This is a genomic window from Vibrio sp. 2033 (assembly GCF_033339735.1).
In genome coordinates this window covers 88,586-111,563 of sequence record NZ_JAWOVC010000008.1, presented here as the reverse complement: position 1 = coordinate 111,563, position 22,978 = coordinate 88,586, and the positions used below count along the sequence as shown (strand labels likewise).

23 protein-coding genes are annotated in these 22,978 nt (G+C 46.9%); 8 read left to right on the top strand and 15 right to left on the bottom strand.

Going from position 1 to position 22,978, the window contains the following annotated elements; genetic code table 11:
• The first annotated feature begins 41 nt into the window (after nucleotides 1-41).
• From trmH to R7P74_RS12815, 3 genes are all read left to right on the top strand, one after another.
• Nucleotides 42-725, top strand: coding sequence for a tRNA (guanosine(18)-2'-O)-methyltransferase TrmH (trmH, locus tag R7P74_RS12825; RefSeq protein ID WP_017820702.1), 684 nt, complete (start codon nucleotides 42-44; stop codon nucleotides 723-725).
• A 253-nt stretch (nucleotides 726-978) separates the two neighbouring features.
• The gene (gene recG / locus R7P74_RS12820; protein ID WP_086046435.1) at nucleotides 979-3,060 is read left to right on the top strand and encodes an ATP-dependent DNA helicase RecG; all 2,082 of its coding nucleotides are present in this window, start codon (nucleotides 979-981) and stop codon (nucleotides 3,058-3,060) included.
• Nucleotides 3,061-3,292: 232 nt separating this feature from the next.
• Nucleotides 3,293-4,681: a uracil-xanthine permease family protein gene (locus tag R7P74_RS12815; RefSeq protein ID WP_005379335.1), complete on the top strand. Its 1,389-nt coding sequence runs from the start codon at nucleotides 3,293-3,295 to the stop codon at nucleotides 4,679-4,681.
• 72 nt (nucleotides 4,682-4,753) lie between these two features.
• Here R7P74_RS12815 and envZ read toward each other — a convergent pair whose 3' ends face one another.
• The 5 genes from envZ to R7P74_RS12790 all read right to left on the bottom strand — a co-directional run bounded on the left by envZ (nucleotide 4,754) and on the right by R7P74_RS12790 (nucleotide 9,988).
• Nucleotides 4,754-6,046 carry a two-component system sensor histidine kinase EnvZ gene (gene envZ, locus R7P74_RS12810; RefSeq protein ID WP_017820700.1) on the bottom strand — a complete coding sequence of 431 codons (1,293 nt, stop codon included), beginning with the start codon at nucleotides 6,044-6,046 and terminating at the stop codon, nucleotides 4,754-4,756.
• A gap of 102 nt (nucleotides 6,047-6,148) precedes the next feature.
• Nucleotides 6,149-6,868, bottom strand: coding sequence for an osmolarity response regulator transcription factor OmpR (gene ompR / locus R7P74_RS12805; RefSeq protein WP_005379333.1), 720 nt, complete (start codon nucleotides 6,866-6,868; stop codon nucleotides 6,149-6,151).
• Nucleotides 6,869-6,997: 129 nt separating this feature from the next.
• The gene (locus R7P74_RS12800; protein ID WP_017635004.1) at nucleotides 6,998-7,393 is read right to left on the bottom strand and encodes a DUF1090 domain-containing protein; all 396 of its coding nucleotides are present in this window, start codon (nucleotides 7,391-7,393) and stop codon (nucleotides 6,998-7,000) included.
• 105 nt (nucleotides 7,394-7,498) lie between these two features.
• A complete protein-coding gene (greB, locus tag R7P74_RS12795; RefSeq protein ID WP_005379321.1) occupies nucleotides 7,499-7,990 on the bottom strand; it encodes a transcription elongation factor GreB in 492 nt (163 codons plus the stop codon).
• 117 nt (nucleotides 7,991-8,107) lie between these two features.
• The gene (locus R7P74_RS12790; RefSeq protein WP_171344447.1) at nucleotides 8,108-9,988 is read right to left on the bottom strand and encodes an ATP-dependent zinc protease family protein; all 1,881 of its coding nucleotides are present in this window, start codon (nucleotides 9,986-9,988) and stop codon (nucleotides 8,108-8,110) included.
• 229 nt (nucleotides 9,989-10,217) lie between these two features.
• Here R7P74_RS12790 and R7P74_RS12785 point away from each other — a divergent pair, with 229 nt between their 5' ends.
• The gene (locus R7P74_RS12785) at nucleotides 10,218-12,539 is read left to right on the top strand and encodes a Tex family protein (RefSeq protein ID WP_262634255.1); all 2,322 of its coding nucleotides are present in this window, start codon (nucleotides 10,218-10,220) and stop codon (nucleotides 12,537-12,539) included.
• 104 nt (nucleotides 12,540-12,643) lie between these two features.
• Here the strand turns inward: R7P74_RS12785 and R7P74_RS12780 are convergent, their stop codons facing one another.
• Together R7P74_RS12780 and bioH are read right to left on the bottom strand one after the other, a co-directional pair.
• Nucleotides 12,644-13,108, bottom strand: a complete 465-nt coding sequence (locus tag R7P74_RS12780) for a hypothetical protein (RefSeq protein WP_005379316.1) — start codon at nucleotides 13,106-13,108, stop codon at nucleotides 12,644-12,646.
• 124 nt (nucleotides 13,109-13,232) lie between these two features.
• The gene (bioH, locus tag R7P74_RS12775; RefSeq protein ID WP_005384724.1) at nucleotides 13,233-14,000 is read right to left on the bottom strand and encodes a pimeloyl-ACP methyl ester esterase BioH; all 768 of its coding nucleotides are present in this window, start codon (nucleotides 13,998-14,000) and stop codon (nucleotides 13,233-13,235) included.
• Nucleotides 14,001-14,084: 84 nt separating this feature from the next.
• Between bioH and R7P74_RS12770 the strand changes: the two genes are divergently transcribed.
• The 4 genes from R7P74_RS12770 to cysQ all read left to right on the top strand — a co-directional run bounded on the left by R7P74_RS12770 (nucleotide 14,085) and on the right by cysQ (nucleotide 17,110).
• Nucleotides 14,085-14,810, top strand: a complete 726-nt coding sequence (locus R7P74_RS12770) for an amidophosphoribosyltransferase (RefSeq protein ID WP_042522603.1) — start codon at nucleotides 14,085-14,087, stop codon at nucleotides 14,808-14,810.
• A gap of 97 nt (nucleotides 14,811-14,907) precedes the next feature.
• Nucleotides 14,908-15,492, top strand: coding sequence for a Fe-S biogenesis protein NfuA (gene nfuA, locus R7P74_RS12765; RefSeq protein WP_262635688.1), 585 nt, complete (start codon nucleotides 14,908-14,910; stop codon nucleotides 15,490-15,492).
• A 176-nt stretch (nucleotides 15,493-15,668) separates the two neighbouring features.
• Nucleotides 15,669-16,238 (top strand): ADP compounds hydrolase NudE, encoded by a 570-nt coding sequence (nudE, locus tag R7P74_RS12760; protein ID WP_005379309.1) that lies wholly within the window; start codon nucleotides 15,669-15,671, stop codon nucleotides 16,236-16,238.
• Between the two features lie 44 nt (nucleotides 16,239-16,282).
• Nucleotides 16,283-17,110 (top strand): 3'(2'),5'-bisphosphate nucleotidase CysQ, encoded by an 828-nt coding sequence (gene cysQ / locus R7P74_RS12755; RefSeq protein ID WP_005379308.1) that lies wholly within the window; start codon nucleotides 16,283-16,285, stop codon nucleotides 17,108-17,110.
• Between the two features lie 292 nt (nucleotides 17,111-17,402).
• Here cysQ and R7P74_RS12750 read toward each other — a convergent pair whose 3' ends face one another.
• The 8 genes from R7P74_RS12750 to gspG are packed head-to-tail and all read right to left on the bottom strand — an operon-like array spanning nucleotide 17,403 to nucleotide 22,951.
• Nucleotides 17,403-18,164, bottom strand: a complete 762-nt coding sequence (locus R7P74_RS12750) for a type II secretion system protein N (protein ID WP_318122886.1) — start codon at nucleotides 18,162-18,164, stop codon at nucleotides 17,403-17,405.
• Nucleotide 18,165: 1 nt separating this feature from the next.
• Nucleotides 18,166-18,657 carry a type II secretion system protein M gene (locus R7P74_RS12745; protein ID WP_005383002.1) on the bottom strand — a complete coding sequence of 164 codons (492 nt, stop codon included), beginning with the start codon at nucleotides 18,655-18,657 and terminating at the stop codon, nucleotides 18,166-18,168.
• A gap of 7 nt (nucleotides 18,658-18,664) precedes the next feature.
• Nucleotides 18,665-19,867 (bottom strand): type II secretion system protein GspL, encoded by a 1,203-nt coding sequence (gene gspL, locus R7P74_RS12740; RefSeq protein ID WP_167415599.1) that lies wholly within the window; start codon nucleotides 19,865-19,867, stop codon nucleotides 18,665-18,667.
• A complete protein-coding gene (gspK, locus tag R7P74_RS12735; RefSeq protein ID WP_005379302.1) occupies nucleotides 19,836-20,846 on the bottom strand; it encodes a type II secretion system minor pseudopilin GspK in 1,011 nt (336 codons plus the stop codon). Before gspK ends, gspL begins: the two co-directional genes overlap by 32 nt.
• Nucleotides 20,839-21,516, bottom strand: coding sequence for a type II secretion system minor pseudopilin GspJ (gene gspJ, locus R7P74_RS12730; protein WP_047103742.1), 678 nt, complete (start codon nucleotides 21,514-21,516; stop codon nucleotides 20,839-20,841). The genes gspK and gspJ overlap by 8 nt, the downstream gene beginning before the upstream one ends.
• On the bottom strand, nucleotides 21,503-21,892 hold the full coding sequence (gspI, locus tag R7P74_RS12725) for a type II secretion system minor pseudopilin GspI (RefSeq protein ID WP_193837240.1): 390 nt from the start codon (nucleotides 21,890-21,892) through the stop codon (nucleotides 21,503-21,505). Before gspI ends, gspJ begins: the two co-directional genes overlap by 14 nt.
• Entirely contained in the window at nucleotides 21,879-22,478 is a 600-nt protein-coding gene (locus tag R7P74_RS12720; RefSeq protein WP_017635010.1) for a prepilin-type N-terminal cleavage/methylation domain-containing protein, read from the bottom strand. The genes gspI and R7P74_RS12720 overlap by 14 nt, the downstream gene beginning before the upstream one ends.
• A 29-nt stretch (nucleotides 22,479-22,507) precedes the next feature.
• On the bottom strand, nucleotides 22,508-22,951 hold the full coding sequence (gene gspG, locus R7P74_RS12715) for a type II secretion system major pseudopilin GspG (protein ID WP_005379298.1): 444 nt from the start codon (nucleotides 22,949-22,951) through the stop codon (nucleotides 22,508-22,510).
• Between the last annotated feature and the right edge of the window lie 27 nt (nucleotides 22,952-22,978).

The following is a 22,978-nucleotide window of genomic DNA, read 5'->3' as shown; positions in this document are numbered from 1 at the left end:
ACCTACTCTGTTAGGTGGCGATTTTTTATACCTCAATAAATATGAACCTAGAACGTTACAACCGTATTCACCAAGTCCTAAAAACTCGCCAAACTGATCTGACACTTTGTCTCGAAGAAGTACATAAGCCAAACAACGTCTCTGCTGTGATCCGCACCGCTGACGCGACAGGCTTACACAAAGTTCACGCAATTTGGCCAGACAAAATGCGTACGCTGAGCCATACCTCAGCAGGCGCGCGTAACTGGGTTGAAGTGGATACTCACGATTCGATTGAAACTGCGATTACCGAACTCAAAGCGCAAGGTATGCAGGTTTTGGTGACCAATCTTTCGGACACCGCCGTCGATTTTCGCGAAATCGACTACACCAAACCAACGGCAATCATTTTAGGCAGCGAAAAGGTTGGCGCTTCGGAGCAAGCCAAACAGCTTGCCGATCAAGACATTATTATCCCAATGGTGGGCATGGTGCAGTCACTAAACGTATCGGTTGCCAGTGCCGTAATTTTGTATGAAGCGCAACGTCAACGTGAAGCCGCAGGCATGTACGACCGAGAAGAAAGCGCTCTGCCTAAAGAGACAATCAACCGTATTCTCTTTGAACGTGGTCACCCAGTGCTGGCAAAAGTCGCGAAACGAAAAGGGCTCGTTTACCCACCACTCGATGAAGAAGGTCAAATCATCGCCGATGACGCGTGGTGGCAAGAGATGCAAAGCAAGTAACAGACTTTCGTCATCCTGAACGGCGGCGAAGGAGCGTGGTTCAGGATCTAATTCTCAAATATACAGATGCTGATAGTGTTAACTTCAGCGACATACTTGTTGGAAATAGAATCCTGATGTCGCTAAAGCTCCTCGGAATGATAGGTTATCAGTCAAATCATGACACTAACTAAAGCATGACTATTTTTTCCTGTACAAAAACACAGCTCCATGGTTAACATACTGCTATGTTAACCATTTTCTTGAGCCCTCTATGTCCGCCCAAATGTTATCTGCCGTCCCATTAACCTCCCTTTCTGGAGTTGGCGCGAAAGTCGCAGAAAAACTCGCCAAAGTTGGCTTACATAGCGTTCAAGATTTGCTGTTTCACCTTCCGTTACGCTACGAAGATCGTACTCGTATTTACCCTATTGCCAAACTGCATGCTGGCCTTTGGGCGGCCGTGCAAGGTAAGGTCATGGCAGTCGACACCATCTTCGGTAAGCGCAAAATGCTAACGGTAAAAATCAGCGACGGTAATGGCACTATCACGCTGCGCTTTTTCAACTTTACCGCAGCCATGAAGAACAATTTCACGCAAGGTAAGTTAGTACATGCTTACGGTGAAATTAAGCGCGGTGGCATGGGTTTGGAAATTGTTCATCCTGACTACAAGTTTTACGTTAGCGAGCAAAAGCCCGATGTAGAACAGAGCTTAACCCCTGTTTATCCCACCACCGATGGTTTACGCCAAATCACATTGCGCAACCTTACCGAACAAGCTTTAGCCCTGCTTGATAAAACCGCAGTGCAGGAATTACTTCCAGCTGGGTTGTATGACCATCAAATCACTATGTCGCAAGCGCTGCACACCATTCATCGCCCACCACCAACCATTAATTTAGATGAGTTTGACGAAGGCAAACATCCTGCCCAAATCCGCTTGATCATGGAAGAATTGCTCGCACAAAACTTATCGATGCTGGCGGTGCGTAGCAAAGGTCAGAAGGATTCAGCGCTACCTCTCGGTCCTTGTCATAAACTAAAAACGCAGCTTTTAGCCCAACTGCCTTTCTCTCCTACAAACGCTCAAACCCGAGTAGTACAAGAGATTGAGGCCGATCTAGAAAAACCGCACCCAATGATGCGATTAGTGCAAGGCGATGTTGGTTCGGGGAAAACATTGGTTGCCGCTTTGGCCGCTGTTAGAGCCATTGAGCATGGCCATCAGGTGGCACTCATGGCGCCAACCGAACTATTGGCCGAGCAACACGCTATCAACTTCGCAAACTGGTTTGAAACAATGGGCATTCAAGTCGGTTGGTTAGCGGGCAAACTCAAAGGTAAGGCAAAGGAAGCCGAGCTGGCTCGTATTGCCAGTGGTGAAGCGCAAATGGTAGTGGGTACTCACGCGCTATTCCAAGAGCACGTTGAATTTCATCACCTTGCTTTGGTCATCATTGATGAACAGCACCGCTTCGGTGTCCATCAGCGATTAGAATTGCGTGAAAAAGGCGCAAAACAAGGCGCCTACCCACATCAGTTGATCATGACGGCGACGCCTATTCCTCGCACCTTAGCCATGACCGCTTACGCCGATCTAGAAACTTCCGTGATTGACGAGCTACCACCGGGTCGAACGCCGATTCAAACCGTTGCCATTCCAGATACAAAACGTGACGACATCGTCGAGCGTGTCCGAAATGCCTGCTTAAACGAAGGCAAGCAGGCATATTGGGTGTGTACCCTGATTGATGAGTCGGAAGTATTAGAAGCGCAAGCCGCGGCAGATACCGCAGAAGAGCTTCAACGTAAGCTACCGGACGTAAAAATTGGTCTAGTACACGGACGAATGAAGCCGGCAGAGAAACAAGCGGTGATGCAAGATTTCAAAGACAATAAACTGCATTTGCTGGTCGCAACGACAGTGATTGAAGTTGGTGTGGATGTGCCAAACTCTAGCTTGATGATCATAGAAAACCCTGAACGTCTTGGTTTGGCACAATTACACCAGTTAAGAGGTCGCGTGGGCCGAGGTTCCGTTGCTAGCCATTGTGTGCTGCTGTACCACTCTCCGCTGTCAAAAACCGCGCAAAAACGTCTCGGAGTACTACGTGAAAGTAACGATGGCTTCGTCATTGCGCAGAAAGACCTAGAAATTCGTGGCCCTGGAGAACTATTGGGTACAAAGCAGACAGGTCTTGCTGATTTCAAAATCGCAGACTTAGTTCGAGATCAACGCCTGATTCCCGAAGTTCAGCGTATTGCGCGTCATATTCATGACAATTACCCGACTAACGCAACAGCAATTATCGATCGCTGGTTGGGTGAGCGGGATATTTACTCCAAAGCGTAATGATTGAAAGCGAGCCAAATGGCTCGTTTTTTAATACGCCAAAAACAAAGCAAACGTTTGCTTTTTGAGTAAATCTCTCTATAATCGCGCACAAATTTTTAAGTGTGTTAGATCACACTCCACCAACCTGAGTTGACTCTGATTAACAGCAATCACAGGTAACGACGTCAACTCCACCCTGCTCTCCCATTCAGCGAGAACTAGGGAAATATTGCGACTAGCGAGACAAACAATGACAACTTCAAACCGATCTTCGGAACTGGTCTATCAACTCAACGATCGACCACCTTTGCCTCAAACCATTTTTGCCGCACTTCAGCACTTATTGGCGATGTTCGTCGCGGTTATCACTCCGTCACTGATCATCTGTCAGTCTTTGGGTGTACCTGCAGACCAAACGAACACCATCATCAGCATGTCTTTATTTGCGTCAGGCGTGTCTTCGTTTATTCAAATTCGCACCGTTGGCCCAATTGGCTCTGGTTTGCTCTCTGTTCAAGGCACCAGCTTTAACTTTTTAGGTCCTATTATTGGAGCAGGCCTATCGCTGAAAGCCGGTGGAGCAGACATCAGCACCATGATGGCTGCCATTTTTGGTACGATTTTAGTCGCATCATTTGCAGAAATTTTCCTATCTCGCGTATTGGAGCATGCCCGCCGAATCATCACTCCGCTCGTTTCAGGCATCGTCGTCACTCTTATCGGTCTCACACTGATTCAAGTCGGCTTAGTATCAATGGGCGGTGGCTACGCAGCATTAAATGAAGGAACCTTCGGCAGCTTAGACAAACTTGCTCTGGCTGGGACGGTACTTGGATTAATTGTGATTTTAAACCGCTCGAAAAACCCATACATCCGTGTGGCTTCAATCGTGATTGCGATGCTAGTGGGCTACATCATGGCGTATTTTATGGGGATGGTAGATACTTCTCAGCTAGGCGCAACTGAGATCGTAGCACTGCCCGTACCAATGCAATATGGCTTATCGTTTGACTGGTCTCTGTTCATTCCGCTGGTACTGATTTTCTTTATTACCGCACTAGAGGCCATCGGTGATATTACCGCAACATCTGAAGTGTCTGGTGAGCCAGTAAAAGGCCCAGTGTACATGAAACGCATTAAGGGCGGTGTGTTAGCAGACGGCTTAAACTCCGCAATCGCAGCCGTTTTCAACAGCTTCCCGAACTCAACGTTTAGCCAGAATAACGGCATCATCATGCTAACAGGAGTCGCGAGCCGCTACGTGGGTTACTTTATTTCTGGCATGTTAGTGATTCTTGGCTTGTTCCCAGGTGTCGCTAGCTTTGTTCAGCTGATTCCTGAGCCAGTACTTGGCGGCGCAACGATTGTCATGTTTGGTACGATTGCTGCCGCTGGTGTGCGTATTATCTCTCGTGTTGAGCTCGATCGCCGCGCAATTCTGATCATGGCCTTATCCTTCTCAATGGGACTTGGTATCGCACAAAAACCAGAGATCCTGCAATTTATGCCAGAATTTATTAAGAGTATTTTCTCAACTGGTGTTGCAGCAGGTGGCATCACAGCGATCATTTTAAATCTACTTCTGCCAGAGAAACTGGAAGACGAAGATGAACTTCCTCAGGAAGTGAAAGAGTCTTAAGATTATTGAGAATAAGAAAAGCCCAACCTAATTAGGTTGGGCTTTTTGTTTTAAAGGGTGCGGGCCATCGACTTACTTGGTAGGAAAGCTGATTTGAGCGATTAAACCGCCTTCACTGCGATTACGCATCACCACAGAGCCTGAATGTTGGCTGATTATACGCTTCACAATCGCCAACCCTAGCCCAGTGCCTTCACTACCGCGAGCGGTGTCACCACGCGTAAAGGGTTCAAATAACCTCGCGATTTGAGAATGCTCGATACCCGGTCCGTTGTCCTCTACTGAAATCCACACTAGCTGCTTATCTGCTGTCACACCAGTGCTGATTTTGACCCAGCCATTGCCATAACGTAGCGCATTCACAACTAAGTTACTGATCGCCCGCTTAATCGCAATCGCACTTCCTTTGGCTGGCGGCAAGTTAAGATTAAGATCTGTTTCAATTTCAACCTCATAACCACCTTCAGAACTGGCGACGTCACTGGCAATCGTACTGATATCAACCGCTTCAAACGATTCTTGGTTCACCGGTTTGAGGTAATCCATAAACTGACTGATGATCTCATTACATTCTTCCGTATCGCTAATGATCCCCTCCGCAAGATAGCTGTCCTCAGGAGACATCATTTCTGTCGCTAGGCGAATACGCGTCAGAGGTGTTCGTAAGTCATGGCTAATCCCTGCCATTAATAAGGCTCGGTCTTCTTCTAGCTCTTGAATACCTTTCGACATTTGATTAAAGGCTCGAGTTACAGAGCGAATCTCCGATGCGCCTTTCTCTGCTAAGGGGGGCGGGATCTCACCTCGACCGACGTCTTTCGCGGCTCTCTCTAAAGCCAAAAGTGGACGGTTTTGCAAACGAATAAACAACCAACCACCTGCAATGATCAGCAGCGCCATAATCAAGCTGTTACGAAACAGCGGGGCAAAATCTTCTTCTTGCAGCTCAGATAACGGAATACGAATGATGGAGTTCGGCAACTTTTCGATGTGCATCCACAAAATGTAACTTTCATCGCCAAGCAATAAGCGCACTTCTGTGGGCGAACCCAGCTCTTGGCTCATTTCTTCAGACATCAAATCAATCGACATTGCGTGATGAAATTCAATCGCCTTATCGCTATCGAGACTATGAACCGTCACCCCTAATCTTTCTAACAATTGACGCCTTAACGGTGCATCAGACTTTAAAGGTCCTTCATCATCAAGCACCAAATTGAGCTCATGGGCGAGAATTTTATTGAACTGCTGCAAACTCGGCATCAACGCGTAGTTAAAAACGGCGTAGTAAGAGAAAACTTGGCTCGCGAGAAGCAAAGAGATGAACAGCAGAATAGATTGTGTCAATGAACTTCGGATGCGCATGGAACGTTCCTAGTGGTCCTAATCGCGAAATTTCAGCCTTCAAAGGGAAGGTAATGAAGGCTGAAGTTGCTATAGCCAAGTGCTGGCTATGGAGTGAAGAGGTTACACCTCTTTGCCGTCTGGGACGAAAACATAACCTAGGCCCCATACGGTTTGAATGTAGCGCGGCTTGCTCGGATCGTCTTCTAACATGCGACGTAAACGTGAGATTTGTACGTCAATAGAACGTTCCATTGCAGAATATTCACGGCCACGCGCCATGTTCATCAATTTGTCTCGTGACATTGGCTCACGTGCATTCATCACGAGCGCCTTTAGGACAGCAAACTCTCCAGAGGTGAGTGGCATTGCCTCATCACCGCGGAACATCTCGCGAGTGCCTAGATTGAGTCGGAACTCCCCGAACTCCACCACTTTTTCTTCAGTGCTTGGTGCACCCGGCAACTCTACAGTTTGGCGGCGTAATACGGCCTTGATGCGAGCCAACAATTCGCGTGGGTTAAACGGTTTTGGCAAATAATCATCCGCCCCTACCTCAAGACCCACGATGCGATCCACTTCATCACCTTTCGCGGTGAGCATTAAAATTGGCAACATGTTGTTCGCGTGGCGTAGACGACGACAAATTGACAATCCATCTTCACCAGGCAACATTAGGTCTAGCACCATTAAGTGAAAGTTTTCGCGCGTTAGTAGGCGATCCATCTGTTCGCCATTGGCGACACTTCGTACCTGAAAACCTTGCTCAGAAAGGTAACGCTCCAATAGAGCACGTAAACGAGCATCGTCATCAACCACTAAAATTTTATGATTTTCTTGCATTGAAACATCCTTTCAGAAGCGTCTATTGTCGAAAATGTATCACTGTTTTTCCTAACGTGCTCAAGCAAATTGTTACTCTTTTTATCTTAAGCGCTTTATTCTCTCTCTAGCAGGTATTTTCAGCACCTACTATTGACCATAATTCCATTCCAGTTCACGTTTGGCCTCAAGCAGCTCTTGCTGTGCCTCAGCCAGCTTGTGACGTTTTTTCTCAATTTTGTCTGCTTTCCCTGAATGCTGAGCTTCGACTAATTCTTCCTCTCGCTCCTCAACTTCTTTAGTCTTTTCTTCCACTTCTGCTTGCAGCTCTTGGCGCAGCTCACCTTCCGAGCATTCATTCTGGATAGCGGAAAGTGCTTGCTCCAAGCCTTTAATGCGATGCTCATTACCTTGCGCTTTTGCATACTCAAGCTGCTGCTCTACCGCTAACTCTTTAGCGTCACAGCCTTTCACTTCATCTTGAGCAAAAACTGAAAGTGAGAATCCTATTGTTAGTGCAGCACTACACATGACTGCTTTGTTCATTTTACTTCTCCGAGAAAGGCACCATGCCTTTATACCAAATATTCTGACGTTGAGACCCAAGTCACTTCTAGTGAACTTCATGAGACTTGAATCGGTGATAAAGCCTCAGTCTTCCGAGGCCGGTTGAGTATATTCAATTGAGTTGATGAACCACTCTTTTTCACCTTCTGGGGTGCGTACCGTGAACTCTTCATCCACTTGTTTTTTCAACATCGCTCGCGCCATAGGTGAATCGATCGAGATGTAGTCTTTCGCATCGCCGTAAATCTCTTCAGGCCCGACAATACGAAACTTTTTCACTTCTCCTGCCTCATTTTCTATTTCCACCCATGCACCAAAAAAGACTTTGCCTTCTTGTTGCGGAGAATAGTCAACGATCGTGACTTCTGGCAGGAATTTACGAAGGAAGCGGACACGACGGTCGATCTGACGGAGTAAACGTTTATTGAAGGTGTAATCCGCATTTTCTGAGCGATCGCCCAGGCTCGCCGCCCAAGTGACGATCTTGGTGATTTCCGGGCGCTTTTCATTCCAAAGGTAATCATGCTCTTGTTTGAGTTTGTTGTAACCTTCTCGTGTAATCAGCTTAGTTTTCAAATTAACTCCTATCTCAACTAAAAAATGCTGCTCTGTGGCAGCATTAAGGAGATGATATACCCAAAGATCCAACGTTGTTCAGGCTTTGGGTATCAAGGTGATAAGGCGGCCAGAGTGTTACTTTTCGTAATCCGGTTTTTGCGTCACGATGTAATTCGTATCACTCGAAACAACCGCGCCATGTTTTAGGAAGTTTTTACCTAAAATCATGCTGTAATGGAAGCGACCTCGGTCCTGTAAGTTGACTCGGATCTTCTTCTCTAATTCGCCAAGCTTAACATGCATTTCAACCACAGGGCGTACGTTCGCTTTCTCGCCTTTCTTCGCTTTAATACGCATGACATCAACAACAGGCTTAGTAAACGCCTGTTTCATGCCAAGATCGTTCTCATAGGTAAAGCTCACCATGTCTTTGCCGTCTTTCTTAAACTGCTTGATGTTCTTAGCATTGATTGAGCTTACATCTGCACCCGTGTCTAACTTCACAGGGAAAGACATCCCCTCAACTTCCGCCACTTCGATATGGCCAGCTTTGAAAAGTGGCCTTGCATCTAGTAGATGATCTGCGCGAGTGTTCAGCAACACACCACCCTTGGCTATGTCATGACCAAAGACGAAAAAGGGTTGAGTGTCACCCTCATCAAGCACATCGAGCGCAAACTTCATTGATGTGTCTTTTCTACCGAGAAGAAAGTCTCCTTCGACAACAGGGCGAACCGCGCTGCCAACCTTGAGCTTTTTCAACACTGGTTTGGTGATTTTTTCTTCTTTCCCCTCATCGTTCATTAAATAAAACGTGACGGATTCATCCTTACCTTTTTCTGTTACTTCAAACCCATTTACACGCAGTAATGGCGTTTTCACAGTAAAAGTGGGGTAAGCAGGGACGGTATAACCATCAATGGTGACCTGTTCTTCTGGTGAAACGACAAGAGGTTTTGATTTGAGCGCGCTTTTGAACGTTTTTTCTACGCCACCCAGTAGATTTTCTCTGTCCGTATCAATAACAAAGTGCTGACTCGCGACGTCCCGACCTAAGCGAATTTGCGAACTGAACTTACTGCGATCACGCAGATACACCAACCAACGTTGAGTTTCATTTTCGCCGACTTTGACGGGTAAATAGACTAAAGGGCGCTCGCTTTTGGTCGTTTTCAGCATTCGTACCAAGGGTAATGTCATTGGATGACGCTTACCATTCTCGCCCTCTAACATAAAAGAGACTTCGTTATGCTTTTTGTCTACCTTGATGTCCAGTGCATGGACGTTGGTATAACGGCTAGAAGTTGAGATGCTGATCTTATATGGCACACCTTCGACTTCAACCGTCTCTTTTTTGCCAATCATTTTTGCGCTTGGCTGTTCTTGAAGGTAATCGTAACCAGCGAAGACCCATGCGTTATCATCGAGATAGGTTTTACCAATCAAGATAGGAGAAGAGAATTGCGTACGCTTGGTCAGGTTCACTTCCGTCTCAACGGTGTGACCAGCGATTGTCATCGGCATTTTTATTGTCGGGCGTAGGATGGGCTTTTTGCTTGTCCGACTGCGAATCGCGCTCACTCTTTCCAGATCATCGGTAATCTGTATTTCCTTCCCTGTATAAGGGTGAGGAACCGTAAAGCTAACCTTTACTTGATATGGCTTAAAGCTGTCGGCGTCCCACTTTGCCTTCGTACCACCTAAGTCATCGACAATCGCCCAAAGTAACTCGTTATCTTTCAAATCTTGGTAATCTGGGTGTGAGCTACTGACATGGATATTCTCCGCATGCATCGATGTCGTATCTGCACCAGTATCAATCTTGCCAATAAATGGCACCGCTTTTAGTTCCGGAATGTCACTGTAGTAGACGCTCTCCACACGCCCTAGTACCAATTTGTTATCGAGCTGATAAACGGGAGCTTGTGTGGTTCCTGAGATAGACTGCGCCCAACTAAGCGGGGCGGCAAGTAAGGCACTCGTAAGCGCTAACGCCAAAGACATTTTTTTCATCATGATTATCCGTATAAGCCGAGGTACATTTAGTGATATCAACAACCGTGGAATTAGGTTAGTCGATAACTGCGGATATAAGTTCTCAATTTAATTACAGTTTTGACATAAATATGACTGATGTCCACCAGCGCCCGGTAAATTTTTGCCTCGTTAATTTAAAACATTGCAAATTCTTCGAACGACCCCAATGTTCTATACAACCAAAACTGAATTAAAAGAGAAAACACGGATGAGCCAAGCTATCTGTCGCATGATTGCTCAAGAACTGAATGTTCGCCCAGAGCAAGTCAACGCCGCTGTCACCCTAATTGATGATGGCAACACTGTCCCTTTTATTGCACGTTACCGCAAAGAGGTGACGGGGGGCCTTGATGATACCCAGCTTCGTACTTTGGACAGCCGTCTGTCTTACCTTCGTGAAATGGATGATCGCCGTCAAACCATCCTCAAATCAATCCAAGAGCAAGGCAAACTGACGCCAGAGCTAGAACAAGAGATCGCGCAGGCAGACAGCAAAACTCGTCTTGAAGACTTATACCTACCTTACAAACCCAAGCGTCGTACGAAAGGTCAGATCGCGATTGAAGCTGGTCTTGAACCACTCGCAGATCAGCTTTGGAATCATCCACAAACCGAGCCAGAAAGCGAAGCAAGCAAATACCTTGATGCAGACAAAGGCATCGCAGGCACCAAAGCTGCATTGGATGGCGCTCGCGCGATCATCATGGAGCGCATCGCAGAAGACGCAAACTTACTGGAAAAAATTCGCAACCACTTAAATCGCAATGCGGAACTGGTTTCACGAGTCGTTGAAGGCAAAGAGCAAGAAGGCGAGAAGTTTAAAGATTACTTCAACCACAACGAGCCCCTAAGCAAAGTGCCATCGCACCGCGCACTGGCGATGCTACGTGGCCGTAACGAAGGCTTCCTGACATTGGCAATGAATGCTGATCCAGAACAGGAAGAAGGCGCTCGTCAGTCTTACTGCGAAACGATTATCGCCGACCATTATGGCGTGACGCTAAGCAGCGCACCGGCGGATACCTGGCGTAAGCAAGTGATCAGCTGGGCATGGCGCATCAAAGTATCGATGCACATGGAAACCGAGCTAATGGGCGCAATGAAAGAGCGCGCTGAAATCGAAGCGATTGAAGTATTCGCCACTAACCTAAAAGACTTGTTGATGGCAGCACCGGCTGGCCCTCGTGCAACACTTGGTCTCGATCCGGGTCTGCGTACAGGTTCAAAAATCGCGGTTGTCGACTCAACAGGTAAAGTGCTTGCAACCGAAACCATCTACCCTCACCCACCACAAAAACAATACGACAAGTCAGCACAAATCGTTGAGCAGTTGGTGCGTAAGTACAACGTGGATTTGATTGCGATTGGTAACGGTACGGCTTCACGTGAAACCGACAGCTTTGTCGCAGACGTCATCAAACGTGGCAACCTGAAAGTTCAGAAGATCATCGTAAGTGAAGCGGGGGCTTCGGTTTACTCAGCGTCTGAGCTTGCAGCAAAAGAGTTCCCGAATATGGACGTATCACTGCGTGGTGCAGTGTCGATTGCACGTCGTTTGCAAGATCCATTGGCTGAACTCGTGAAAATTGATCCGAAATCTATTGGTGTGGGTCAATACCAGCACGATGTAAGCCAATCTATGTTGGCAAAACGCCTAGATGCGATTGTGGAAGACTGTGTAAACGCGGTTGGTGTTGATGTGAACACTGCGTCTGCGGCGCTACTGACGCGCGTAGCAGGCTTATCAAGCACCATCGCGCAGAACATTGTCGACTTCCGCGATGAGAACGGCCGCTTCGAAGCACGTACAACCTTGAAGAAAGTACCTCGTTTAGGTCCTAAGGCGTTCGAGCAGTGTGCGGGCTTCCTGCGTATTATGGATGGTAAGAACCCACTTGATGCGTCTGCGGTTCACCCAGAAGCGTACCCAGTGGTCAAAGCGATTTCTGAGAAGAACAACAAAGATATCAAAGCACTGATTGGTGATTCAAGCTTCCTTAAAGGTCTGCATGCGGTCGATTACACCGACGATAACTTCGGCGTTCCAACCATTACAGACATCATCAAAGAGTTAGACAAGCCGGGTCGTGACCCACGTCCAGAATTCAAAACGGCGACCTTTGCAGAAGGTGTAAACTCGGTATCTGACTTGGAACCGGGCATGATTCTAGAAGGTGTGGTATCAAACGTAGCCAACTTCGGTGCCTTCGTTGATATTGGCGTTCACCAAGATGGTCTCGTACACATCTCTGCACTGACAGATCGTTACGTGTCTGACCCACGTGAAGTGGTGAAAGCGGGCGACATCGTCAAAGTGAAAGTGATGGAAGTTGACGTGCAGCGTAAGCGTATTGGTCTATCGATGCGTATGAACGACGAACCGGGTCAAGACAACCGCAGCCAACGCTCATCAGCAGCGCCACGTCGTAATGACCAACCGCAGCGTCGTCAGCCTCGCCGTGATGATTCGTCATCGAACAGCGCGATGGGCGGTGCGTTTGCTGCAGCGTTTGCTAAAGCGAAAAAGTAACCTTACCTAGGCTTCACCGCTAACGAGCTTTCATAACTAAAAAGAAAACGCTCCAATCAGTCAACCTGCTTGGAGCGTTTTTGTTTGAGTAGGATATTGAGTCGTCATAATACTGCTATCACTTCTGACGGGGTATGGGGAGCGACTGCATGACCATAATGAAACTTGATCACCTTCCTGCGCTTTTCCATTAATCCTTCATTGATCGCAGCATCCAAAATGCGCTTTGGTAAGCGAAAGCGGATCGCGTAGCCTTTCCCCTGGTCTTCACTATACGATTTGAGCGCAAGCAAACTAAAAAGCCGTTCTAGTGTATCTTCCGGCTCTTCTTGATAACGCGTGTCGACTTCCGTTTCCATATCATAATCAGGATGCTCTGAAGGATCCCAAGAAGACTGACGTCGGCGCTTGTCATCACCTTTTACTTTTCGCTCTGCATTGGTTTTGGCCAATGCGACCGTTGGCGTTACAGGCTCTCGGACTTTATTGTCGCGAGCTGCTTGTTCCGTCTGCACATTCACGGATGGGGCGATCAGTGGCACACTTACGTTGGTCGGTGACACAATCATTGCGAACCCTCCTCAGAGTCGCCCAACTCGTCAATATGGCTTAGCTTTATTGGCTAATAAAACCTCACCAGTCTTTATGTCGACCACTTTTTAAACAACTTGAGGTATTTCCGTTCGCACTTGCTCAATCGTGAGCAAACTCTCGGATTTGAACACAAAATTCGTCATGTTCGGTGATAAAAGGCGCATGAGAGGACTGATTAAAAACAAACTGCTGGGTATGAGGCAACTGTTCACTCAAATCGTTAGCTACTTTAATTGGCACCAACCCATCTAAACGGCCATAAAGACGCAACATTGGAACAGAAAGAGACGTCAACGCATCGCGCAGATCCACATCAGCAAGGATGTTTAGCCCAACCAACAGCGATTCAGGGTTTGGCTGAGGGCGCGATAGTACCGCTTGCTTGAGCTGTTTAACATCTTTACGCGCTGATGGGCTGCCCATCGCTTGCAACGCCATAAAGCGCTCAATGGTCAGTGAGAAATCTTCTAGCAACTGAGAGGTGAACGCACTCAGTACATTCGGTTGAATGCCGCGCCACGGTTTTTCTGCGGCAAATTTTGGTGAGCTGGCAACCGTAATCAACTTAGCCACGCGCTCGGGCATATTTAACGCCACATGCGTCGCCACTAAACCTCCGAGGGACCAACCAAGCCAAATCGCTTTCTCTGGCGCACCTTGCACCACCAGATTAGCAATATGGTCTAAATCTTCGGCATGAGATTCGGCGCTATGCCCGTACCCCGGAAGGTCAACCACATGAACTCGGAAATAAGGTTGAAGAGACTCGACTGTCTGCTGCCATACCGCACCATTCATGCCCCAACCATGAAGTAATACCAAATCTGGTCCCTGACCAAATGACTGCCAGTGTAATTTCGTGCTCATGCTCTCAATCTCTCCCACTTATTTTATTCCCTACGGCTTCAGCCAAGCGTTAGGCTGAGTAAAATATCACCATGAATAAACGCTATGTTATCTCATCACTGGCAAAACATCATGCATCGCGTATTGAGCAGTCAATGCGGCCTGTGTCGGTTCCCTATTCAAACACCAAGCCACACAAATACTCTGCGCTGGTGCGAGCACTGTTTAAAATACCTAACTCCGGTAAAACGATGTCAACGCTGCGGTTTATCATTACAGAAAGAAGAAATGAGTACGGATAGTATTTGTGGTGAATGTCTTTCAAAGCCACCGCCATGGCAAAGGCTATACACGTTAGGCGATTACGACTTTCCCCTTTCACGGGAAGTACAGCGCTTTAAAGATCACGGAGAGTCTTGGCATGTAAAAGCATTAACCGAGCAACTGGCACAGCGCATCACCACGCCAGCTCCAATCATTACCAGTGTGCCATTGCACTGGCAGCGTTACCTGCGCCGGGGTTTTAATCAAAGTGATGTTTTAGCCCGACACCTCGCCAAGCAATTGCAGACTAATTTTGATGCGAAGGTCTTTCGTCGAGTAAAGCTCGCCCAATCACAGCGTGGTAATACCAAAACAAGCCGTGAACAAAACTTAAAAGGCGCGTTTATTCTCAATAAGCAACCTCACTCTTCCCATGTTGCCATCGTCGATGATGTAGTCACCACAGGCAGTACCGTCCGACAATTATGTCATTTACTACTTGAAGTTGGCGTAGAAAGCATCGATATTTACTGCATCTGCAGAACACCTGCTCCTCGTTCTCTCTAGATCGCTTCGCCATGCCTTAGCATCAAAAAGACTAGACCCATACGTCAACAAGAGTAGAATAGCAGCAGTAACCTACAAATTTACTCGGGTATTCGTCGTGTCAAATATTACTATTACAGAAACTGCGCAAACGCATTTCGCTAACCTTTTAGGTCAACAACCTGAAGGCACTAACATTCGTATTTTCGTTGTGAACCCAGGTACACAAAACGCTGAGTGTGGCGTGTCTTACTGCCCACCAGAAGCAGTAGAATCGACCGACACTGAACTCTCTTACAGCGGTTTTTCAGCTTACGTGGATGAGCTAAGCCTGCCATTCCTTGAAGACGCTGAAATCGATTTTGTTACCGATAAAATGGGCTCTCAGCTAACGCTAAAAGCACCTAACGCTAAAATGCGTAAAGTTGCGGACGACGCACCACTGGTTGAGCGCGTTGAGTACGTTATCCAAACTCAAGTGAACCCACAACTTGCTGGCCACGGTGGTCACGTAAACTTGGTTGAGATCTCTGAAGACGGTGTTGCGATTGTTGCATTTGGTGGCGGTTGTAATGGCTGTTCTATGGTTGACGTAACACTAAAAGAAGGCATCGAGAAAGAACTGCTAAACCAGTTCATTGGTGAACTAACCGCAGTTCGTGATGCAACAGAACATGACCGTGGTGATCACTCTTACTACTAAGAGTAAACACTGTCAGAAAATGGGAGGCTTCGGTCTCCCATTTTTGTATCGATACTGAGGTGATGCTGAGATGCTTAGCTCGACTCGTAAAATCCGCTAGAAACTCAGGCGGAGTTCTCATATATTAAGAATCTTACGCATCTCGTAAACGCCAACGACACCAAGGAGCCAGCGTCATGCCGAAACGAACCCCACCAGAGATACTCTCATGCCAGACGGTTGCAAAATCCAAACTGTTTGCTGTGGAAGCGCTCGACCTTCGTTTTTCCAATGGTGAGCACCGTACTTATGAGCGTATGAAGCCAAGTGGACGAGATGCTGTAATGGTAGTCCCTGTAACAGAACAAGGCGATTTATTACTGGTGCGTGAATACGCCGCTGGAACTGAACGTTACGAGCTAGGTTTCCCAAAAGGGCTGATTGACCCAGGAGAAACACCACACCAAGCTGCGGATCGTGAGTTAAAAGAAGAAATCGGCTTTGGCTGTAATCAGTTAACCCCGTTGAAACAAGTTATCCTCGCGCCATCTTACTTTTCGAGCAAAATGACTCTATTTTTAGGACAGGCGCTTTATCCAGAGAAGCAAGAAGGCGATGAGCCTGAACCACTGGAAATTGTGCGTTGGCCACTTGCGCAAGCCGAAGAGTTATTAACTCACATGGATTTCTGTGAAGCACGAAGCATCACAGCGCTAATGTTGGCACTGAAACACTTACCAAACACCACTCACAAGCATAACCAATAACGGTCATTAGAACCGAATAACACTGTGAGTAAGGACTATCACTTATGCCAATGACAAAAGATCTATCTCACCTACTTCCTCAAGTCATCGAGATTGCCCGCAGTGCTGGGCAAATGATCCTCGAAATATATGAAAAGAAGCAATACGAGGCCTACACCAAAAGTGACGAAACTCCCGTAACAAGTGCAGATATTGCAGCTCACAAGTTCATCACTGAACGCTTGAGTGATCTGACGCCTGACATTCCCGTGTTGTCAGAAGAAGACGCAGACATAAGCTTAGAGCAACGCGCTCAGTGGGAACGTTATTGGTTAGTCGACCCTCTTGATGGTACTCAAGAATTCATCGCTCGCAGTGGTGACTTTGCCACTATTATTGCGTTGGTCGACAACAATCGACCAACCATGGGCGTCGTTTACGGCCCTGTATCTGGCGTGACTTACTACGCTTATAATGGCAAAGGCGCCTGGAAAATTCCCGACATGTCGGACAGCGTCAAAATCCATACACACAAACACGAACAGCCAGAGCAAAGCATCGCAATTGCTATTAGTCGTCGCCAAGACATCAATCGTATTACTAACCGTATGAGCAGCGCCTGGAATTACGACTTAATACCGCTCGGTTCTGCAGCATTGAAAGCATGCCTCGTCGCGGAAGGGGCGGTAGATTGCTATCTCCGACTAGGTCCAACAGGTGAGTGGGACACCGCTGCGACACAATGCATTGTTGAAGAAGCTGGCGGACGTATTCTCAGCACGCAATTAGAACCGCTGTCATATAACGAGCGGGAAACACTAGAAAACCCGAACTTTATTGTTCTTGGTGATGCGGATTTACCTTGGAATGAGATTTTACAACGCAAAGATTAAGCGCCCTATCGGTAAAATTTAGAGCACAAAATTCTAGCAATAGAAAGGCCACGAATATCTTCGTGGCCTTTTCTTTTTGACCTTCTGTACAGCACTTGGAGTATTTGGCCTACTATGTTCCAATTGCCTGTAAAGCTGAACGAAAGAAAACAAATCAATTAAAAATCATGGTTTTAAATTTCCATTCATTCCCAATGTACAGCGAATAGAGGTTTTAGCTTACGATGATCCAAAAGCAAAAAGAGCTGCACAATAGCAGCTCTTTTAAGATATTGGATTTTGTCACGATAGGTTAGAAGCGCCCTTGGTAATTAAACTCGTATTGACCTTGAGCATTCGGCTTACCCAACCATTTCAGTTGCTCCCCCATGCTGGATGGGAACTCTGCACCAGGTTTGAACCACGCTTTGGTTGAGTACCGTTGATTAGGCATCAGTTCAGCGGAAAACGCCGCAGAGACTTGTTTGCTGCTCTGCTCACCAGTTGCCGTCAATACACTATCCTGACAGTTTATATCGGCAATCACAGGACCGAGATCTAAGCTGCCAACGGGGCTTTGAATACCACTGGCATTCCATACTAAAGTGCCTTCACCGTTCTTACACCAAGGCGCAGCATAAGTCGCATGACGAATATTCAGCTCAAGCTGCCCATCAACACCAACAGGCACAGGGAGGCGCGCTTGCTCAACAACTTTTACCGCCGGAATCGAGGCAACTAAGTTTTTGGCATAAGGGCCATCACTTAAGCTATAGCCGACAAAACCGCGCCCACGAACGTCCATTTCACTACCACGACCAAAGCGCACAGCAAACTCAGCTTTACCTGTCAGTAGACTCGACCATTGGAAATCCCAATTAACTTCTCCAAGGTTCTGGTGCTGCCAACGAATACTAGCAGCTTGACCTTGCCATACCGAACCGTTGGCTCCTTGAATGTCCAGGCCTCTCACTGTTGGTGCTTGTTGTAACACCCAAGAGACTGGTAATCCCATTAAAAGACTGACTGAAAAAAAGACGATAAAGATAACAACGTAAAGTACTGCTCGCTTCACCTTAACCTCGCTTAAACTGAAGGCGGTTTACATCGATCATGCCCGCTTGCTCTGTTCGGTCGATATCTAAAAATTCGACTTCAATACCCTGTTGCTCTTTCAAGTAACGTAACCAATCCACTAGTTGATTAAACGCGAGTGGTTTGATCCACACTTGAACGCTCTCATTACGAGGTTGTACTCGAATCAACTCAACTTTATAACGACGAGCTGAAGAAGAAACCAACTGATTCAACGGTTGACTAGAGTAGCTCACACCGCTGCTTTTTCGCAGTGCAGTGATGCCATCCGCTTTATCTTGTACCCAAGCTAGCAACTGCTTTTCACTTTGAATACGTGACTGAGCTAGCTCCGCACGTTGACTCATTGGCTGTAATAAACCCCAATAAATAATACCGATAACGGCAATAGCGCCACATCCCATGACCAAACGCTGCTCACGCTGCGAGATGCTGCTCCACCAAACCTGAGCTTGAGAAATTAAATTTTTCATCATCACCTCACAAACGCTTCAAAACAAAGCTGCCAACCACAACGTTATCGCTACGGTTCAACTGACCTTGCTCAACATTAAACTTCTCTGCCAATTTCACACGAGCCTGCTCAAAAGGTTGGAAGTCTGAACTACGAGCCTGAATACGTACTTCGCCACGTTGTCCGTCGTATTTAAAGCTAGTGATCTCCAAGTCGCTGACCTGACCAAGCGTCGCGGGTAATGCCGCCAACCATGACAACATTGCCTGCTGACCACTTCCACCAGATAAGCGGCGCTCTTCATCATCCATTTGTCGTTTGAGGTAACTAACGGTAGGAATGCGTCGTTTATTTGGGAACACTTGGCGGAAAATACGCTCACTCTCCTCACGATACGCTTGAGCTTGTGCTTCGTACTTGTGGACCACGAGCAACTGCTGCGCAACCATGACAACGATAAGCACCCCCGCAGCAATGGTGGCTTTTTGCCAGAGCTTCCAGTATTTACCCCAAGAAGATTTCGGCTTGAAGATCCCAGTCAGCAAATTGACTTTGCTTTCTGTCACCCCCTTCGCCAGTAAAGCCATCGTCATTTCTTCTGGTTGCGGCTCCCATATTTCAGGTAACGCAGATTCCGGGACCGAGCTATAGCAATCGAGCTTCCAACCTTCATGATTTTGTAGATAAGAAGAGAGGTAAAGGTCTAACCAAGAAGCGTCGACAACCGCGCCCTCTGTCGCAGAGTGACGAATTAGCCATTGCTCGCCAATCATTGCAGCACTGCTGTGCTCTCCACGAACCGGTAATGCAAGCACATCGGGTAAAATGCGTTTAATGGCGATACCTTGGCTTGAAAAACGTTGCAGTACAGTCTGAATCCAAGCACGTTCAACTGCGCAAATCTGCGCTTTGTCCGCTTGTTTACCCAACACGCTAAAGTGCAGGCCATCAACGTCCTGAGCAACTTCGTCTTCCACTAAGTACGGTAACATCGCCTCGAATTGGCGTGTTGCACCAGGTGGTATATCCACTTGCGTCAGGACCACATCATTACTCGCCAACAGCGCCACAACTTGGCGCTGACCAGCATATGAGACCAACTCATCTAAGTGTTCCCACCCGGCGATTTCACCGCTAGCAATCACTTCCTGTTGATCTGTCGACCACACCACCCAAGGAATGGTACTTTGTTGTTCGCTACTCAGCCGAACGGTCAGAAACTCGCTCACTGATCCCTCCAAAACGACGGCGAACTACGGTCACCGTTTCTCTATTTGTACTTTGCAAAAGGCTTCGGATACGTACACGTGATTCATCCACCAACACTTGTGCATCCAATTCAAAAAAGGCGCTATCCACACCCAAATAGCCTTTGGCGTTTTTCTTTACATCTTCACTTAAGCCAGCCATTTCTGACTCTGCTAAAAATTCATCAATGCTATCCCACCCATCAAATGGGCGTTTTTCAATTAGCTGAATCGCATCACTACTGCTTAAGTTTGGTGAGAACATTGCCACCAAAATCGGAGCTTGCTCAACATCAATCGTATTCACGTTTAAACGCCAGTCATCACTTGGTAATGCACAGACCAGCGGCTCCAATTTTTGGAAAATTTCACCACTCACCTGATAGACAGCCCGTAACTCGGAAGCATCTGCCATCCAACCATTTGATGCTAAATAGGAAGGCTTCATCGCTTCATATGTGCTGTCTTCAACCCCAGTAGTCGAACGGACAGAGTCGTCAGCATCAATGTATTCCCAAGTAGAGTCTGCAATGATTTCTGCTTGATATGGCTCGACATCCAACTCTTCTAATAAGCGCTGCAATACATTCACTAAATATGGTCTTGTAATTTGCTGACCCGTTGGTTGCACACGACTCAATACATTTAGATTAAAGCACGCTTGCTTGTCTCTAATTCGTCCCGCCGCTTGACCATAATCTAACGGATAGACTTGCTCTTTTATCGCCCACGGTTGACTCATATTAATCGTGTCGGTGTCTTTATAACTTTGCTCGATACCCACTTTTGCTAGCGCCTCGACGCCAAGGCTGTACCAATACGCTTGCTGGTAATTGATTTGATTAGCGCCTCGCTGAAACTGCAAGAACAAACGTTCCGACATACTGGCAGCAACCGTTGCCATAATCGCCAGCAACATCAACACTATAATCAAAGCAACACCGCGCTGACGGTTAACCATTATTGCTGTCTCCTGAACTTTCCTCTTTCTGACTCAATGTGCCATCAGGAGTGAGATAAGTGCGGGCAATTTCTCCATAGTCTTTGAGAGTGAGAACAACAGAAACCGCTTTCGGCAGCGCTTTTTCTTCAGCCCACTCTTTTTTCCATTGCTTACCATCATAGAAACGCATATCAAATGACTCGACCTGCGTTAGCAATGGAGTAACAGTACCTTGTTGCCCAACCGGCGTATCAGGATAGCGCCACCATACTCGCTGCAGTGTTTCTTCTTTTAAGCGATAGCCAACCTTGGTTACTTCTCCACGAGGGAACTGCTGCTGAGGGTTGTGCCAACCTAAACGGGCAAACATCAGTCCTTTGGTATCGGAGTCCAACAGGTAATCGGACCAAAAAATTAGCCGGCTAGCAGGCTCTTCACCATTAGTACGTGTTTGACGCATCGCCATTTGACGAAAATCGTTATCCATCATCACCATGGCACGCTGAATTTCGTTTAAGCGTTGGGTTCGTTCTTGTGATAGCGCATTGCTACGCTGTACTTGCGATACCACTTGGTACGCAGCGACACTTAAACTGGCAAAGATGGCAATCGATACCAACACTTCAATAAGTGTAAAACCTTTTACCCTTTGGCGCGTATTTGCGCGGGGATTATTATTGCGCCACATAGCTTCGTACCGTTACTACAGGGCTCGCGCTTTTCTCTACCGAGACGCTCACATCAAATGCTTTCAGCAATGGCTGCGTCGTGGCGACTGGCGTGACTTTCCAGAACCAAGTGCGTCCTGCCAGCTCTTCTGTGCCGTTTTTCGCTTTGAGTTCTCCGGTATTCAACATCACATTTGCCATCTGATTATCCACAACCATGGCTGCAAACATTTTTTCTTCTAAATAACTGATTGTATTAATATGCTGGCTCACAGAGCGAATGACACTGATGGCAGCGGTAGCGAAAATTGCCAGTGCGACCAATACTTCCAGTAAGGTCATGCCTCTCGTCCGGCGATGACTCAAATTTAGGCGAGCTTGCTTAAAATTGCGCATTCTCATCCTCTTTCACTTCTTCGCCCGGAGCTAATAACAAAATTTGTCCACTTTCTTTGCCAATGACTCGCCAACCGTCATTAAAGGCATCACCATTTTGCGGAAAAAAAGACAGGGTAAATGGCGTGACTTCGGCGCTGGAAAAGATAAACACTTGCGGTGGCTCAATTTTCTTTTCGTCCTCTTCTTCTGCGAACATGTCTTCATCAAAAAGAGAACCTGGTTTGAATAAGCGCTCATCATTATCCCAAGCACCACCGCCGAGCTCGAGTTGTAGCGTAATATCTTCTTCTAGCTTGGTTTTGCTCGGAATCTGCTTTAATTTCAGAGGCTGCCAACCTTCTGAGGTTAAACTCAGTAGAGCGTAGGTCGATTTGGCATCATCCACTCGAACGCCAAAATCTTTACCGCTCAGCACCGCTTCTTCATTGAGCAGCTGTAAACGCTGAAAAAAGCTTTGAGCATACTGTTTGGAAAGATCTTTTTGGCTAGTCGGTAACGTCGAGATCACGGCCACAGCCGTAAGAGATAGCAAAACCAGCACCAATAGAATTTCTATCAATGTAAAACCGTTATGTTTTCGCATTTGTTTCATTAGTGCTGGCTTAGGCTCAATTATTGGAAGTCTTGCATGTTCCAGTTGCCAATATCTGCAGCTGGACCTTCTCCACCCTCTTGGCCATCTGCGCCTAGAGTGAAGATATCGATTGTACCGTTATCACCTGGGCTTAAGTATTGGTACTGGTTGCCCCAAGGGTCATTAGGAAGACGTTTGATGTAACCACCATCACGGTAGTTGCGTGGCTCTGGGTTAGATGGCTTACTAACCAATGCTTCTAGACCTTGGTCCGTTGTTGGGTAAACGCTGTTATCCAACTTGTACATATCTAAGGCATTTTCCAACGCGACAATGTCCGTAATCGCTTTTTGTTGGTCTGCCTTCTCTTTGTTACCCAATAGGTTTGGAACAACAAAACTTGCCAAAATACCTAGGATAACCACAACAACCATCACTTCTAAAAGTGTAAAACCCTGTTGTTTACTACGCTTAAACTTCATTTTTTTCTCCGAAAGTTAGATTAAAGC

Coding starts and splice junctions, on each gene's coding strand:
- R7P74_RS12780 (WP_005379316.1), bottom strand. CDS start 13,108: ATGATTGTGTCACCGACCAACGTAAGTGTGCCACTGATCGCCCCATCC.
- R7P74_RS12790 (WP_171344447.1), bottom strand. CDS start 9,988: ATGATGAAAAAAATGTCTTTGGCGTTAGCGCTTACGAGTGCCTTACTT.
- R7P74_RS12800 (WP_017635004.1), bottom strand. CDS start 7,393: ATGAACAAAGCAGTCATGTGTAGTGCTGCACTAACAATAGGATTCTCA.
- recG (WP_086046435.1), top strand. CDS start 979: ATGTCCGCCCAAATGTTATCTGCCGTCCCATTAACCTCCCTTTCTGGA.
- gspK (WP_005379302.1), bottom strand. CDS start 20,846: ATGGTTAACCGTCAGCGCGGTGTTGCTTTGATTATAGTGTTGATGTTG.
- gspG (WP_005379298.1), bottom strand. CDS start 22,951: ATGAAGTTTAAGCGTAGTAAACAACAGGGTTTTACACTTTTAGAAGTG.
- gspJ (WP_047103742.1), bottom strand. CDS start 21,516: ATGTGGCGCAATAATAATCCCCGCGCAAATACGCGCCAAAGGGTAAAA.
- cysQ (WP_005379308.1), top strand. CDS start 16,283: ATGCCAATGACAAAAGATCTATCTCACCTACTTCCTCAAGTCATCGAG.
- trmH (WP_017820702.1), top strand. CDS start 42: ATGAACCTAGAACGTTACAACCGTATTCACCAAGTCCTAAAAACTCGC.
- R7P74_RS12745 (WP_005383002.1), bottom strand. CDS start 18,657: ATGAAAAATTTAATTTCTCAAGCTCAGGTTTGGTGGAGCAGCATCTCG.
- R7P74_RS12720 (WP_017635010.1), bottom strand. CDS start 22,478: ATGCGAAAACATAACGGTTTTACATTGATAGAAATTCTATTGGTGCTG.
- gspI (WP_193837240.1), bottom strand. CDS start 21,892: ATGCGCAATTTTAAGCAAGCTCGCCTAAATTTGAGTCATCGCCGGACG.
- R7P74_RS12785 (WP_262634255.1), top strand. CDS start 10,218: ATGAGCCAAGCTATCTGTCGCATGATTGCTCAAGAACTGAATGTTCGC.
- envZ (WP_017820700.1), bottom strand. CDS start 6,046: ATGCGCATCCGAAGTTCATTGACACAATCTATTCTGCTGTTCATCTCT.
- nudE (WP_005379309.1), top strand. CDS start 15,669: ATGCCGAAACGAACCCCACCAGAGATACTCTCATGCCAGACGGTTGCA.
- R7P74_RS12815 (WP_005379335.1), top strand. CDS start 3,293: ATGACAACTTCAAACCGATCTTCGGAACTGGTCTATCAACTCAACGAT.
- bioH (WP_005384724.1), bottom strand. CDS start 14,000: ATGAGCACGAAATTACACTGGCAGTCATTTGGTCAGGGACCAGATTTG.
- R7P74_RS12770 (WP_042522603.1), top strand. CDS start 14,085: ATGTTATCTCATCACTGGCAAAACATCATGCATCGCGTATTGAGCAGT.
- ompR (WP_005379333.1), bottom strand. CDS start 6,868: ATGCAAGAAAATCATAAAATTTTAGTGGTTGATGACGATGCTCGTTTA.